The following is a 14748-nucleotide window of genomic DNA, read 5'->3' on the forward strand; positions in this document are numbered from 1 at the left end:
CGGAGACGCCCTAGAGCGTGTTATGAACCTACGATGTAGCGTGAGCGTTGCAAGGGCATGAGCACCGATGATGTAGCGTGAGCGTTGCAAGGGCATGAGCACCGATCGCGCCGCCTACCCGTCCGACGTGTCCGATGAGGAGTGGGCGCTGGTGGCGCCCTACCTGACGCTGCTGCGCGAGGACTCGGGCCAGCGTGACCACGATCTGCGCGAGGTGTTCAACGGCTTGCGCTACATCGTCAAGACCGGCGCGCCGTGGCGGTTCATGCCCCACGACCTGCCGCCGTGGGCAGCGGTCTACCAGCCGACCCAGCGCTGGTTGGCCGCCGAGTGCTTCGCCGATGTGGCCGGCGACCTGCGTGCTGTGCTGCGGCAGGCGGCCGGGCGTGAGCCGGAGCCCTCGGCGGTGATCCTGGACAGCCGGACCCAGCGCTCCTCGCCCGAGAGCGGCGAGCGGGCCGGCTACGACGGGGCCAAGCGCATGCGCGGGTCGAAGGTGCATCTGGCGGTCGACGCCCGGTCACGGGGTGGCGCTGCACGTCACGCCGGCGGATGTCGATGACCGCAGTCAGGTCGGCACGCTGACCTGCGTGGTCCAGGCGGAGACGGACGGGGGCGTGGAGAAGGCATTCGTCGACCAGGGCTACACAGGTGAGAAGGCAGCGACCGCAGCGCAGGCGAACGGGATCGCGTTGGAGGTGGTCAAGGCCCCGGAGGCCAAGCGCGGCTTCGTGTTGCTGCCGCGGCGTTGGGTGGTGGAGCGCTCGCTGGCCTGGGCGGTGCGCTGCCGCCGGCTGGTCAAGGACTACGAGCGTTATGCGAGCACACTGGCTGGAATGTACATGGTCGCCTTCGTCTGTGACATGCTCAGCAAGCTGGGACGCATAGTAGAAAGTTCATAACACGCTCTAGGGTGCGCTGCGGTACAGTTGCCGATTTTTCCGCCGGTGCTAGATAAAAATTTCATCAAACTGGAGAGCTAAGTGCGCCGCCCTACTATTGCCGATGTGGCCAAGGCTGCCAATGTCAGCGTATCAACAGTCGATCGTGTCCTGAAGCGCCGCCATCCCGTGCGGGAGGAAACCGCCGAGCTGGTACAACGTGCCGCGGAGGCCGTCGGCTATCATCTCGCTCAGACGGTCCGTCGCAGCGGCGAACAGGATCGGCCTGTCCGCACCCTCGGCTTCCTTCTCCAGCGGAGAAACGAGTTTTACGACACACTGGGGAAGCTCCTGCAGGAGACAACGGCTGCCTCGACGACCATCAGAGGCCGGTCGATGCTGAAGTTCCGGGACTACCAGGAGGAGGAGGTCGTCGCGGAACGCCTCGTCCAGCTTGGGCGGACATGCGATGCCGTGGCTGTCGTCGCCGCAGATCACCCACAGCTGACCGAGGCCATCGACATTTTGCACGAGAAAGGCGTGCCTGTATTCGCGTTAATTTCCGAGCTCACGGCGCCGAATCGTGCCGGCTACATAGGACTGGACTATTGGATGGTCGGCAAAACCGCGGCCTGGTTCCTCTCCAATATGTGCAGGACGCCGGGAAAGATCGCCATTTATGTAGGGAATCATCGCTTCCAGAGCGAAATTGCCAGCGAAATGAGTTTACGTTCGTATTTCCGTGAATATGCGAGGGATTTTCAGTTACTCGAGTCGGTGGTAACCCTCGATGAAGACGACATAGCTTATAAATATACAATTAATTTATTAAGAGAGACGCAGGATCTAGTTGGCATTTACGTCGCTGGCGGCGGCATCAACGGCGTCATCCGGGCGTGCCGTGAGGACCCGAGCACCTCGTCCCGAAACCTCATGATTATTGTAATGGAAGGGACTCAAGAGGCGGCTAAAGCACTCCTTACCGGTGAGATCAAAGTGATCCTGGCGCACCCAAAGAAATTGTTAGCTGACACCCTGGTCGAAGCGATGGCGAAATCAACGATGATTAACCAAGGCGCCTACTACGTGCATCCTAGAATTCAGTTCGATATACGGACACAAGCAAATTGGATTCCTGAATCTGAGTTGCTGAAGCCGTATAAGCCCGGGCTTCCATGGCGGAGGGACATACCACGGAACCCGACATAGAGGGGCGTATCGCCGCTGCCGTCATCAGACGGGAACTTGAGCGTCTGAGCAAACAGAAGCTGATCGAACTACGAATAATTTGAACCATTCGAGTATTTGGGAAAGGGGTAGCGTCCACGGACGAGGTGTAATTTTCAGGGGGTCCGGGGTGGGGCTTGGAGTGGCCATCGGAGCTGGCGGCTAAGGTGGAGTTTGCGGACTTCAACCCGAGCCGGGAGCACCCGATGACCGACGACAGAGTGGCACTGATCGAGGCCCTGCAGAAGGCCGACGACGGCAACTTCCTGCGCAGCCTCGCCGAGACCGTCCTGCAGATCCTGATGGAGGCCGACGTGGAGGGCCTGATTGGGGCGGGCCGCTACGAGCGCACGGGCGAGCGCAGCACCTACCGCAACGGCTACCGCGAGCGCAGCCTCGACACGCGGCTTGGCTCGCTCAACCTCAGGATCCCCAAGCTGCGCACCGGCAGCTACTTCCCAGGCTTCCTGGAGCCGAGGAAGACGGTCGAGAAGGCGCTGGTGGCGGTGATCCAGGAGGCGTGGATCGCCGGCGTCTCGACCCGGCGCGTGGACGAGCTGGTGCAGGCCATGGGCCTGTCAGGCATCTCGAAGTCGAGCGTGTCCAAGCTGTGCAAGGATATTGACGAGCGCGTCACGGCGTTCCTGACGCGTCCGCTCTCTGGCGCGTGGCCCTATCTGTGGCTCGACGCCACCTACCTGAAGGTGCGCGAGGGCGGGCGCATCGTGTCGGTGGCCGCCATAGTCGCCGTGGCGGTGGACACCGAGGGCCGGCGAGAGATCGTCGGGCTGCACATCGGCCCGTCCGAAGCCGAGGTGTTCTGGACCGACTTCCTGCGCAGCCTGGTCAAGCGCGGGCTCTCGGGCGTGCAGCTCGTGATCTCGGATGCCCACGAGGGTCTCAAGGCCGCGATCCGCCGGGTGCTCAAGGCGACGTGGCAGCGGTGTCGTGTTCATTGGACCCGCAATGCCCTGGCCTACGTGCCGCGCGCCCAGCAGACGATGGTCGCGGCGGGCCTGCGTCACGCCTTCCAGCAGACGGATCAGGCCGCGGCCCGCGCTGCGCTCCACCACCTCGCCGAGCAGCTGCACACCCGCTGGCCGAAGCTTCACGGCTTCATCGCCGAAACCTGCGAGGACGTTCTGGCCTACATGACCTTCCCGGCTCAGCATCGCACTAAATTGCATTCGACGGATGTGATGGACAAGACCGCCCGCACCTTTCGTGGTAGGTTTCTTGTCGCGCGGGCGACCTCGTGGCGAAGAGTGGAGCCTCGGCTGCAAGCTCCGTCGGGCCGCCTCATCCGAGCCCTGCCGGCTTGAGGCGTCCGCGCGCCGCCTTTGAGGGACGCGGCGTCCAGTGCGCCACGACCTGCTCGTAAGCCGTCTCCGCCCGCCGGGCGATCTCCATCTCCTGCTCGCGTAACGCCTTGACGTTGTAGGCGTAGGCTGGACCGCGCCGGTTGCCCTTCTTCTGCGGCAGACCGGCCTGCAGTTCGAGACCGCGCACCTTGGTGGCCACGAGGGCAGGGCGAGCCCAGAGATAGTCCGCCTCCTTGGTCAGCAGGTGCCAGCAGAGCACGGCGAGCTTGCGCGCCGTGGCCACCGCCGCGATCTGGTGACCGCGCCGGGCGCGCACCCGCACGAAGAACGCGTGCAGCGGCCCTGGGGCCTTGGCGGCGGCCCAGGCCGCCTCGACCAGCATCGCTCGGGCATGGCTTCGCCCCGCCTTGCTGATGCGGCCGTGCTGGGCGAGCCCGAGGCCGGATTGGCGCACGCGCGGGTTCAGCCCGAAGTAGCTCACCAACTTCTGCGGGCTGGGGAAGCGGCGCACGTCGCCGATCGCGGCGGCGAGCCCGGCGGCCACCGTCACGTTGATGCCGGTGACGGTGAGCAGGCGGCGCACCACGGGACTGTCGACCGTCGCTTCGCCGATCGCTCGATCGAGGACGGCAAGGTCCTCGCCCAGAGCATCGAACTCGCGCAGGTGCCGCCGCACCGCCGCGTGCTCGTCGTCGGGCAACGCCTGCCGTTCCAGCCAGGCTCGGCCGACCCGGCTGAACAGGTCGGCGTGCGGGCATGGCGGCACGAGGTGAGCGTGCAGGATCGCGTGGGTCTCGTTCTTGAGGCACGTGCGATGGCGCACGACCTGATTGCGCCGCGCCACGAGCCGGCGCAGCCGCTCGGTGGCCGCGTCCGGCGTCCAGACCTCCGGCAGGTAGCCCGCCGCATAGAGGTTGGCGAGCACGCCCGCGTCGATCTTGTCGGTCTTCACGTGCGCATGGGCGATCGCCTTCACCTGCAGCGGGTTGGCGATCACCACCCGCGCCACGTGCGGTTTTAGCAGATGCGAGACGGCCATCGCGTTGCCGGTCGCCTCGATCACCACCTCATCGCTGGCCTGCAGGGTGCGGGCAAAGCCCTCCAGTCCGCTGCGGGTCATGTCGACCCGGCCGGCATGCCTGAGCCGGCCGTCCTCCCACACCACCACCTCGGCGAAGGTGCGGTGGAGGTCCATTCCGATCACGCGTCGCATGCGCGCTCCTCCTGGTCAGGTTGCGAGGGGGAGCGGCGGGCGACACGACACCTACGGATCCGCGCTCACGGCGCAACCGGGCGAGTCGCAGAGGCGGCCAGCTACTAACACGAGCTCTCAGCTCATCGTATGCATCGGCCTGCCCGCACCTTCGTGCTCCCGGTGCCTCTGTCCCGGATGGTCGCACCATACGCCAAGCCCAGCAGGAGCTCAGCCGAACCGCGGCACCGCCATCCTCATACCGGTTACAAACCCGCTTGAACGCCTGAACAAGGAGATCAAGCGACGCGCTGATGTGGTTGGGATCTTTCCCAACACCGACTCGATCCAGCGCCTCATCGGCGCGGTGTTGCTGGAAGCCAACGACGAGTGGCAGCTGCAGCACCGCTACATGCAGGTCGAGGGCATGACCGGCCTCACGTCGGCGTTGATCGAGGAGGCGATCACTCTTCCACCGCAGGCCGCCTGACCGATGGCCGCTCCAACTCCACCCCCAAAGTCCACCTCGTTGACGGACGTGACCTGGAAAGGGGAGCCGGGCCGCAAGGCCCGGCTCTGGCGCAGCACCACGGCAGCACGGTCAGGCGATCGCGGACTGGATCCAGCGCAACAGGTCGCCCTTCGGCGCCGCCCCGACCTTCTGGCTGGCGAGCTTGCCGTCCTTGAAGATCATCAGGGTCGGGATCGGGCGGATGCCGTATTCCGAGACGATGCCGGGGTTCTCGTCCACGTTCACCTTGGCGATCTTCACCCGGCCCTGCATCTCGCTCGAGATCTCCTCGAGCACCGGCCCGATCGCCTGACAGGGACCGCACCACTCGGCCCAGAAATCGACGACGACGGGCTCGGAGGCCTCGAGGACATCCTGCCTGAAGCTCGCGTCGGTCACCTTCACGGTTGCCATCGCAAAACCCTCCTATGTCCGGGACGCCGCAAACCCGGCTTCACCGCGGCGTGAGTGCCGCTTAGCAAGCTGCGAGAGCCCGATCAAGCTGGATAACTAATGCAATTGAGAATATATGAACTCCAATATCCCAAGATATATTCTATGAAGGTTCTTGAGTTCGTTATTGCCCGCGCCCCTTGCGCGACGTAGGTTTCCCTGATTTCCTTGAGGGATGGGCCGCAGGTAAGCAACCACGCCCGCGGCAGCGGGCTCAGGCGCGGATGGTCTTGAGGATGTTCGCGAAGGTGCCGGCACCTGAGGGGCGAGCGGTGTCGACGACCGTACGGTCGTCCGCCTCGCCCGCGGGCGCCCACATGGCCCGACAGCCGTTCGTCACCTTCCGCTGCACCACCGCCGGGCGCAGGGCTCGCTCGCAGCCGTTGTTAGTGACCGCCACACGGTCGGGATGGCCGAGGAAGACCAGAAGCTGATCGCGAGCCCGGCCGATTTTAGCCTGCAGAGCGCGGGTCAGATCGCAACGGCTTGGTACGTGCAGGATGGCGGACAGACGCCGCTCCAGCGCCCGGCGCTTGGCCGCGAGCGTCGAGGCCGCCAGGCCGGTGACGCGCTCGGCCAGGCTGAACACCGACCCGAGCCAGAGTTGCAGGCGGAGCGGCACCGGGTCGTCGCTCACCTCGACCGTATAAGCGACCTCGCGCGCCAGATGCGCCAGGCAGGTCTGGTGACGCTCGCCGTGGCCCTGCTGGGCGGTGGAGCGGTCCGACAGCCGCACCGCGGGCCGGTGCCCGTCCATCATCGCGTGCACCACCGCGGCGGCTCGGGTCGGGGCAGCGTGATGCACCACCGCCTCGTCCGAGCGGAAGACCCCTCGCGCCGCTCCTTGCGATCAGTGGAGGGCGGCTTGGAGTAGGTGCGCGAGGTCTTCTCCGGCCGCTGCAGCCGCAGCACCGGCTCGATCAGCTCCTACTTGCTCAGGCGCTCCAGCTCGCTGCGGCTCATCCCACGAGGGAATCAGCGAAATCCACGCCGCGCGAGGGGCGTGGGCAATACCGAATTCAAGGCCATGCATGAAATATACTTTGGGATATATGATCGTGTATATTCCTGGTGATAAAACAATCTGTCCGATTGGCGACATTATAATCTATATTTTGGTATATGGTCTGCAATATGGAACTAAATATAATTCTATGACATCTTTGCAAGCTTCACGAACAAGCGCATACGGGTCGAGCACCGTGAGTGCTTCACTTGGAGCGACCGCCATGCCCCTGAAGGAACGACTGATCGGCGACCCCGCCGCGGAGATCTGCGTCCAGACCTTCCTGAAGGGCGAGCCGATCACGACCCTCGCGAAAGGCCGCGTCTATGTGGTCGTGTTCTGGGCGATCTGGTGCGCCCCATGCAAGGCGGCCATCCCGCATCTCACCGCCCTGCAGCTCCGGCATCCGCAGGTTCCGGTCATCGGCGTCGCCGTCGACTGGACGGATCTCGGCGAGATCGCGGCCTTCGTGCGCGATCAGGGCGACGCGATCGGCTACCGGATCGCGGCCGATCTGCCGCTCTCGCCCGGCGAGCGTCAGGGCACGATGGGCCGGACCTGGTGCCGGGCGGCCTATAATACCGCCGTCCCAACCGCCTTCATCATCGATTGCGACGGCCGGATCGCCTGGATCGGCGATCCCCTGGAGAGCGACGACCCGCTCGCCGCGGTGGTCGAGGGGCGCTGGGACCTCGCGGCGGCCCGAGAGAAACTGGAGGCGGTCCTGCAGCGCGACAAGGTGCGGGAGCTCCGGAGACTGGAGGAGACAGTCGAGCGCCATCTCGCCGCGGGAGACCGCACCGGCCTCCTGCAGGCCTACGACGCGGCGTTCGCGGCCGATCCCGGCCTCGAGCCACTCCGAGGTCTGGACAAGTTCGCGCTGCTGCTGGCCACCCGCCATGCGGCGGCCCTGGATTACGCGCGGCACCTGATCGGGGCGGTCGTCGTGGACCAGATTGAACCGCTCATCCGCCTCGGCACCATGCTGGCCAAGGCGGCCGAGCAGGGCACGCCGGCGCCGGACAGGCCTCCGGCCGCCGCTTTCTCCACACTCGTTCCGCTCATCTACCGCTTCAGCACCATGCTGGCCGAGGCGGCCGAGCAGGGCACGGCGTCGCCGGACTGGCCTCCGGCCGCCGCGAACCTGGCGCTGTCGGCGTTCACCCGGGCGGAGGCCTTGTTCGGCGAAGGGACCGACACCATCACGCGGGTGATTCTCGCGGACACCGCCGCCCGGGCCCTGCTCGTCGTCGGCCGGACCGCCGAGGCCGCCGACCGCGCCCGGGCGGCCCGTGCCCTCGCGCCCGCCGCCTTCGCCCTCGAGCCCGACATAGACCTGGCGGCGACCATCTCCCAACTCGACCAGCTCGTCGCGCACTGCGATGCGGCCGCCGGGCGCCGCGATGGAGCGACCTGCCGGCTCGACGAGGCGTGACCCGCGGGCGGGAAGCCGACGCGCGACATCCGCGCCGGTTCGACCGTGGGAGCCTCCCGGTCTCGTTCGACAAGGCAGACGAGGCGCTCCGGCCGGGCCGCGGCCGGCGCGCCGCGATCAGGAACGGTGCAGGTCCGGCATGATCCTCGGGCGAGGCTCTGGGCGCATGCAGGCCGCCCCGGCCCGGAGCGCTCCCGGGGATGCGGCGGATCAGCCAGGCCCCGAGGTCAGTACGACAACCAAGACGTGATGGACCGCCTTTCATCCGGATCGTGCCCGGCGGAGCACATCGATCCGAGAGGCTTCCGTTCACACGGACGCTCCTCGCTCATTACGGGCCGTTGCGAAGGCCCCTCTTCAAGGAAATCAGCATGAAACCGCGGAAGCACTCTCTCCCCCACCCGACCGGCAGACCCGGCCCCGCCCTGCGCCTCGATGCGGCGCCGCACGGGCGGGCCGAGGCGGGCGGGCCCGAGGTCGCGTCCTTCACCCTCGACAACGGCCTCGACGTGGTCGTCATCCCCGACCACCGGGCGCCCGTCGCCACCCACATGATCTGGTACCGCAACGGCTCGGCCGATGATCCGCTCGGCCAGTCCGGCATCGCGCATTTCCTCGAGCACCTGATGTTCAAGGGCACCGCGAAGCACCCGGCGGGCGCCTTCTCGAAGACGGTGTCGAGCCTGGGCGGGCAGGAGAACGCCGGCACCTCCTTCGACTTGACGAACTACTACCAGCGCATCGCCCGCGACAACCTGAAGACCATGATGGAGTTCGAGGCCGACCGGATGACCGGCCTCGTCCTCGACGAGTCCGTCGTCGCGCCGGAGCGGGACGTGGTGCTGGAGGAGCGCCGCATGCGGGTCGAGACCGACCCGAGCGCGCAGCTCTCCGAGGCGATGGCGGCCTCGCTCTTCGTCCACCACCCCTACGGCATCCCGATCATCGGCTGGATGCATGAGATCGAGGAGCTCAACCGCGCCCACGCGCTCGCCTATTACCGGCGATTCTACACGCCCGAGAACGCGATCCTGGTCGTGGCAGGCGACGTGACCGCCGACGAGGTGCGCCGCCTCGCCGAGGCCACCTACGGGCAGGTGGCGCCCCGCGGCGAGCGCCCGGTGCGCCTGCGCCCGCGCGAGCCCGAGCCCCGCGCCGCCCGACGCCTCAGCGTCGCGGATCCGAAGGTCGAGCAGCCCACGCTGCAGCGCTACTACCTCGCGCCCTCCTGCATCACCGCCCGGGAGGGAGAGGAGCACGCCCTCGAACTCCTCGCCGAGGTGATGGGCGGCGGGCCGACCTCCTACCTCTACCGCTCGCTGGTGATGGAGCAGGGCGTCGCCGTGAGTGCCCACGCCTGGTACGTGGGCGCGGCCAAGGACGACACCCGCTTCTCGGTCTACGCGGTGCCGGCCGAGGGCGTCTCCCTGGAGAAGCTGGAGGAGGCGGTCGACACGGCCCTCCGGCGCCTGCCCTCTCAGGCTCTCGCCCCCGAGGCGGTGGAGCGGGCCAAGACCCGGCTCGTCGCCTCGATGGTCTATTCCTCGGACAACCAGTTCAACCTCGCCAGGATCTACGGCACGGTGCTCGCCATCGGCAAGAGCATCGAGGAGGTGCGCCGCTGGCCCGCCGACATCGAGGCCGTGGAGGCGGACCGGCTCGCGACTGCGGCCGAGCGCTACCTCACCCCGGCTCGCTCCGTGACCGGCTACCTGATCAAGGCCCACGAGGCCGATGCGGCCGTCGCCTGACGGCTGCCGCCCGCCCCCGACCTGAACCAAGACAAGAGGTCCCCATGGCCGACCCCAGCATCCAGACTGCCGCCCTCGCCACCCCCTCTTCCCCGGTCAAGGCCAGGTCCGTGATCGCCGCAAGCGGTGTCGAGGCGTGGCACGTCGAGTCCCCCGTCGTCCCGCTGGTCGCGCTCGCCTTCACCTTCGAGGGCGGCGCCGCCCAGGACCCGGAGGGCAAGTCCGGCGCGGTGCAGATGCTGTCGTGGCTTCTCGACGAGGGCGCCGGCCCCTACGGCTCGGACGCCTTCCAGGAGCGGCTCGCCGCCCGGGCGATCGAACTGAACTTCCACGCCAGGCCGGACGCCATCGGCGGCTCGCTCAGGATGCTGGTCAAGCACGCGGACGAAGCGATCGAGCTTCTGGCACTCGCCCTCGCCGAGCCCCGCTTCGACGAGGCGGCGGTCGAGCGCGCGCGCGCGCAGATGCTGATGAGGATCCGCCGCCAGCAGAACGACCCGGGCGTGATGGCCTCGCGCCGCTTCTTCGCCGAGGCCTATCCGGGCCATCCCTATGGCCGCCCCTCCGGGGGCACGCTCGAGAGCGTGGCGAGCATCACCCGCGGCGACCTCGTGGCGCTGCACCGCCGGCTGATCAGCCGCGCGCGGGTCAAGGTCGCGGCAGTGGGCGCGATCGGCGAGGCGGCGCTGCAGCGGGCCCTCGACGCGGCCTTCGGCCGCCTCTCCGAGGGCGGACCGCTCGCCGAGGTGCCGCCGACGCGGATCGCCGGCCTCGGCCGCCGGGTCGTGGTGGATCTCGACGTGCCGCAATCGGTGATCCGCTTCGGCACCGACGGCGTGCCGTGGCGCGACCCGGACTACTTCCCGGCCTGCGTGCTCAACCACATCCTGGGCGGCGGCGCCTTCACGTCGCGGCTGTTCCAGGCGGTGCGCGAGAAGCGCGGCCTTGCCTATTCGGTAGGCACTTCCCTGGTGAGCCACCGGGCCGCCTCGATGACCTGGGGCTACACTGCCACTAAGAACGAGCGCGTGGGCGAGGCTCTGTCGGTGATCGGCGAGGAGATCGCGCGGCTCACCCGTGACGGGCCCTCCGACGAGGAGCTGCAGAAGGCCAAGGACAACCTCACCGGCTCCTACGCGCTCGGCTTCGGCACCTCGACGGAGATCGCCGGCCGGCTCGTCCAGGTAGCCTTCGAGGGGCTCGGCATCGACTATATCAGCCGCCGCAACGGCCTGATCGCCGCAGTGACCCAGGACGACATCCGCCGCGCCGCCGCCCGCACCCTCGGCGACGGCCGCCTTCTGGTGGTGGCCGCGGGGCGCCCGACCGAGATCTAGCTGTTGTTGCTATGGAGGTTGTCCATCCGAGGGTTGGGAGCGAGGCTGTGGTTGCCACACCTGCAGCCCGGCTCGCGGAGCCTCGGATGGACGCCCACCAGAATGCCCCCTCCGTAGTCGATAGCTCATCGTACCGCGGCTGGCGCAGGGCTGGACGGTGAGTGCGCTGGCGCTTGGGATCAGCAACGCTTCAGGCGCGCGGGCGCACGCTCGCGGCAGGGTCGGCCGGCAGGGCCATCGACGAACGTTGATGGAGGTCGTGAGGAGCTTGAGCGTACTTGCAATGGCTGCCGCGATGCTCGGCGGCCCCACTTTGCGGGTGCTGCACAGGCCGCGCCGGTCTCACCCCTGCTGAGCGCGGCTGTGGAGAGCGACACCGTCCAGAAGGTGGATTGGGCCTGCGGGCCGGACTTCCACCTCAACCCGTGGGGCCACTGCAGTCCGAATTGGTTGCTGATCATAGACCCCGAACAGGGTGCTGGTGTCCCAGCCGAGCCGATCGGCCTCGGGCCCGAACTCGTCCACGAAGCGGCGGCAGTTCTCCAGGGTGGTCGCCCAATCCTCCGGGAGGAATCCGGGGCAGGGCGCCTGGCCGGGCGAGAGGCTGGCGAGGCCGCGGGACCATTCGAGGACGGTGGGGGGAGGACGAATCAGCGGGGCTCATGCTCCCGGGTAAGGCCCTGCCGGAAGGTACCCGCAAGGGCCAGAACTGGTGCACTGAGGCTGTGCCGACAATTGTGCCGGCCTCGTCCAGGTGCAGCCGGCGCTACCCGGCAGTCGGCAGAGCGAAGCCTGTGCCGACCTGTGCCGGCTTCTGTGCGTCCGAAAACACCCTTTGTTCCGTCTTGTCCGCGATGTCCGCGCTCGCAAGCACAGGAAAACAAAGGAAAATTTGGCTGGGGCGCCAGGATTCGAACCTGGGAATGGCGGTACCAAAAACCGCTGCCTTACCGCTTGGCGACGCCCCACCGCGGGGATGCGGCTTCCATAGCGGCGCGCGCGGGGCGTGGCAACCACCCGGTGGAGCCGCGCCGCGCCCGGTGCTAAGCCCCGGGAGAGGGCCGCGAAGCCCAGGGAGGACGCCGATGAGCAACGGGCCGCAGAAGATCGCGCTGGTGACGGGGGCCGGGTCGGGCGTCGGGCGGGCGGTGGCCCTCGGCCTCGCCGGGGCCGGCTACGACGTCGTGCTCTCCGGGCGCCGGCCCGAACCCCTCGCGGCCGTCCAGGCCGAGATCGAGGCGAAGGGCCGCCGCGCCCTCGCCCATCCGACCGATGTCGGGGACGAGGCCTCGGTCGCCGGCCTGTTCTCCGCCCTCGTCGAGACCTTCGGCCGGCTCGACCTCCTGTTCAACAATGCCGGGATCGGCGCGCCGCCCGTGCCCATCGACGAATTGCCCGTCGCCACGTGGCGCGCGGTGGTCGATACCAACCTCACCGGCGCCTTCCTGTGCACGCGCGAGGCCTTCCGGCTGATGAAGGCGCAGTCGCCCCGCGGCGGGCGCATCGTCAACAACGGCTCGATCTCCGCCTACGCGCCGCGCCCGAACTCGGCGCCCTACACCGCGACCAAGCACGCGATCAGCGGGCTCACCCGCTCCAGCTCCCTCGACGGCCGCGCCTTCGACATCGCCTGCGGGCAGATCGACATCGGCAATGCCGGGACCGAGATGACCGCCCGGATGCAGAGCGGCGTGCTGCAGGCGGACGGCTCGACCCGGAGCGAGCCCGTGATGGACGTGCGCCACGTCGCCGATGCCGTCGTCTACATGGCGGGCCTGCCCCTCGACGCCAACGTGCAGTTCATGACCGTCATGGCGACGAAGATGCCCTATATCGGCCGCGGCTGAGGCGGCACCCGCCATGGAACGGGCGCCGCCCATGCGCTATGGGGAGGGGGAGCGGGGGCGCTGACGCGGCGCCCGCGGCACCCCATCTCCCGCTCACCACCCCGCCGCCCGCAGCCCCAGCCTGTCCCGTTCCGATGTTGATGCAGACCAATCCCACGACCGCGCCGACGCGGCCCGCCGACCCGGTCGCGCGCCGCCGCACCTTCGCGATCATCTCCCACCCGGATGCCGGCAAGACCACGCTCACCGAGAAGCTGCTGCTCTTCGGCGGCGCGATCCAGCTCGCCGGCGAGGTCAAGGCCAAGCGCAACCGCATCGCCACGCGCTCCGACTGGATGGGCATCGAGAAGGAGCGCGGCATCTCGGTCGTGACCTCGGTCATGACCTTCGAGTACGGCGATTGCGTCTTCAACCTGCTCGACACTCCCGGCCACGAGGACTTCTCGGAGGACACGTACCGCACCCTCACTGCGGTCGATTCCGCCGTGATGGTGATCGACGCCGCCAAGGGCATCGAGGCGCGCACCCGCAAGCTGTTCGAGGTCTGCCGCCTGCGCGACATCCCGATCGTCACCTTCGTCAACAAGCTCGACCGGGAGGCCCGCGACCCGTTCGACCTCCTCGACGAGATCGAGAAGACGCTCGCCCTCGACGTCGCCCCGGTGACCTGGCCGATCGGGCGCGGGCGCAGCTTCGCGGGCACCTACGACCTCGCCGCCCGCCGCGTGCGCCGCCTCGACGCGGCCGACGAGGCCGGGACCGTGCCGGTCTCCGGCTTCGACGACCCGCTCTTCGACGCGCTCCTCCCCGAGCCCGGCGCCGCGCAGGCCTGGCGCGAGGAGGCCGAACTCGCCGCGGCCGGCTGCAAGCCCTTCGACCTCGCGGCCTTCCGGGAGGGGCACCTCACCCCGGTCTTCTTCGGCTCGGCGCTGCGCAATTTCGGGGTGCGCGACCTGATCGACGGGCTCGCCAGCGTCGCGCCCCCGCCGCGCGGCCAATCGGCCGACCGGCGCGAGGTCGAGCCCGGCGAGCCCAAGATGACCGGCTTCGTCTTCAAGATCCAGGCGAACATGGACCCCAACCACCGGGACCGGATCGCCTTCCTGCGGGTCTGCTCGGGCCGGCTGTCGCGGGGCATGAAGGCGCGGCTGGTGCGCACCGGCAAGCCGATCTCGCTCTCCGCCCCGCAATTCTTCTTCGCCCAGGACCGCGCCATCGCGGACGAGGCCTATGCGGGCGACGTGGTCGGCATCCCCAATCACGGCACCCTGCGCATCGGCGACACCCTCACCGAGGGCGAGGACCTCGTCTTCCGCGGCGTGCCGAGCTTCGCGCCCGAGATCCTGCGGCGCATCAAGCTCACCGACGCCATGAAGGCCAAGAAGCTGCGCGAGGCCCTGCAGCAGATGGGCGAGGAGGGGGTGGTGCAGCTCTTCCTGCCCCATGACGGCTCGGCCGCCATCGTGGGCGTGGTCGGCGCGCTGCAGCTCGACGTGCTGAAGGAGCGGCTCCAGGCCGAGTACGGGCTGCCCATCGACTACGAGGCGACGCGCTTCACCATCTGCCGCTGGATCGAGGCCGCGAACCCCGCCGAGCTCGACAAGTTCGTGGGCGCGCACGGCTCCTCCATGGCCGCCGACCTCGACGGAGCCCCCGTCTTCATGGCGACCACCGCCTTCTCGCTGCGCTACGAGCAGGAGCGCTGGACCGAGATCCGCTTCTCCGACGTGAAGGATTACCAGAAGCGCGCCGCGGCCTGACCGGCCGGGGCGCCGCGTTCGGCGCC

The 14748-nt window shown here is 68.2% G+C and carries 8 protein-coding genes, 1 tRNA gene and 4 pseudogenes; 9 read left to right on the plus strand and 4 right to left on the minus strand.

The annotated features are described in order from the left end of the window. Positions 1-94: 94 nt before the first annotated feature. The 3 genes and pseudogenes from M446_RS19940 to M446_RS19950 all read left to right on the plus strand — a co-directional run. Positions 95-902: pseudogene (locus M446_RS19940) on the plus strand (IS5-like element ISMtsp14 family transposase). A gap of 81 nt (positions 903-983) precedes the next feature. Beyond that, positions 984-2090, plus strand: a complete 1107-nt coding sequence (locus M446_RS35680) for a LacI family DNA-binding transcriptional regulator (RefSeq protein ID WP_012333913.1) — start codon at positions 984-986, stop codon at positions 2088-2090. Between the two features lie 224 nt (positions 2091-2314). Then, positions 2315-3340, plus strand: a pseudogene (locus tag M446_RS19950) (IS256 family transposase); the annotation flags it as partial. Between the two features lie 67 nt (positions 3341-3407). Here the strand turns inward: M446_RS19950 and M446_RS19955 are convergent. Further along, positions 3408-4625 carry an IS110 family transposase gene (locus tag M446_RS19955; RefSeq protein WP_150108864.1) on the minus strand — a complete coding sequence of 406 codons (1218 nt, stop codon included), beginning with the start codon at positions 4623-4625 and terminating at the stop codon, positions 3408-3410. Positions 4626-4890: 265 nt separating this feature from the next. On the opposite strand from M446_RS19955, the pseudogene M446_RS35685 reads away from it, so the two are divergent. Continuing rightward, positions 4891-5112: pseudogene (locus M446_RS35685) on the plus strand (transposase); the annotation flags it as partial. 111 nt (positions 5113-5223) lie between these two features. Here the strand turns inward: M446_RS35685 and trxA are convergent. Together trxA and M446_RS19965 are read right to left on the minus strand one after the other, a co-directional pair. After that, positions 5224-5547 (minus strand): thioredoxin, encoded by a 324-nt coding sequence (trxA, locus tag M446_RS19960; RefSeq protein ID WP_012333916.1) that lies wholly within the window; start codon positions 5545-5547, stop codon positions 5224-5226. 253 nt (positions 5548-5800) lie between these two features. Beyond that, positions 5801-6415 (minus strand): annotated as a pseudogene (locus tag M446_RS19965) (IS66 family transposase); the annotation flags it as partial. A 229-nt stretch (positions 6416-6644) separates the two neighbouring features. On the opposite strand from M446_RS19965, the gene M446_RS19970 reads away from it, so the two are divergent. From M446_RS19970 to M446_RS19980, 3 genes are all read left to right on the plus strand, one after another. Further along, positions 6645-8027: a redoxin domain-containing protein gene (locus M446_RS19970; RefSeq protein ID WP_265576397.1), complete on the plus strand. Its 1383-nt coding sequence runs from the start codon at positions 6645-6647 to the stop codon at positions 8025-8027. A gap of 371 nt (positions 8028-8398) precedes the next feature. Next, positions 8399-9778: a M16 family metallopeptidase gene (locus tag M446_RS19975; protein WP_012333918.1), complete on the plus strand. Its 1380-nt coding sequence runs from the start codon at positions 8399-8401 to the stop codon at positions 9776-9778. A 44-nt stretch (positions 9779-9822) separates the two neighbouring features. Further along, positions 9823-11115, plus strand: a complete 1293-nt coding sequence (locus M446_RS19980) for a M16 family metallopeptidase (protein WP_012333919.1) — start codon at positions 9823-9825, stop codon at positions 11113-11115. 893 nt (positions 11116-12008) lie between these two features. On the opposite strand, the gene M446_RS19985 is transcribed toward M446_RS19980, so the two are convergent. Next, positions 12009-12083: transfer RNA gene (locus tag M446_RS19985), tRNA-Gln, on the minus strand. A 117-nt stretch (positions 12084-12200) separates the two neighbouring features. Here M446_RS19985 and M446_RS19990 point away from each other — a divergent pair. Together M446_RS19990 and M446_RS19995 are read left to right on the plus strand one after the other, a co-directional pair. Beyond that, a complete protein-coding gene (locus M446_RS19990; RefSeq protein ID WP_012333920.1) occupies positions 12201-12962 on the plus strand; it encodes an SDR family oxidoreductase in 762 nt (253 codons plus the stop codon). 134 nt (positions 12963-13096) lie between these two features. Further along, positions 13097-14722: a peptide chain release factor 3 gene (locus tag M446_RS19995; RefSeq protein ID WP_026190756.1), complete on the plus strand. Its 1626-nt coding sequence runs from the start codon at positions 13097-13099 to the stop codon at positions 14720-14722. The last annotated feature ends 26 nt before the right edge of the window (positions 14723-14748 follow it).

Source organism: Methylobacterium sp. 4-46 (assembly GCF_000019365.1).
Classification (GTDB): domain Bacteria; phylum Pseudomonadota; class Alphaproteobacteria; order Rhizobiales; family Beijerinckiaceae; genus Methylobacterium.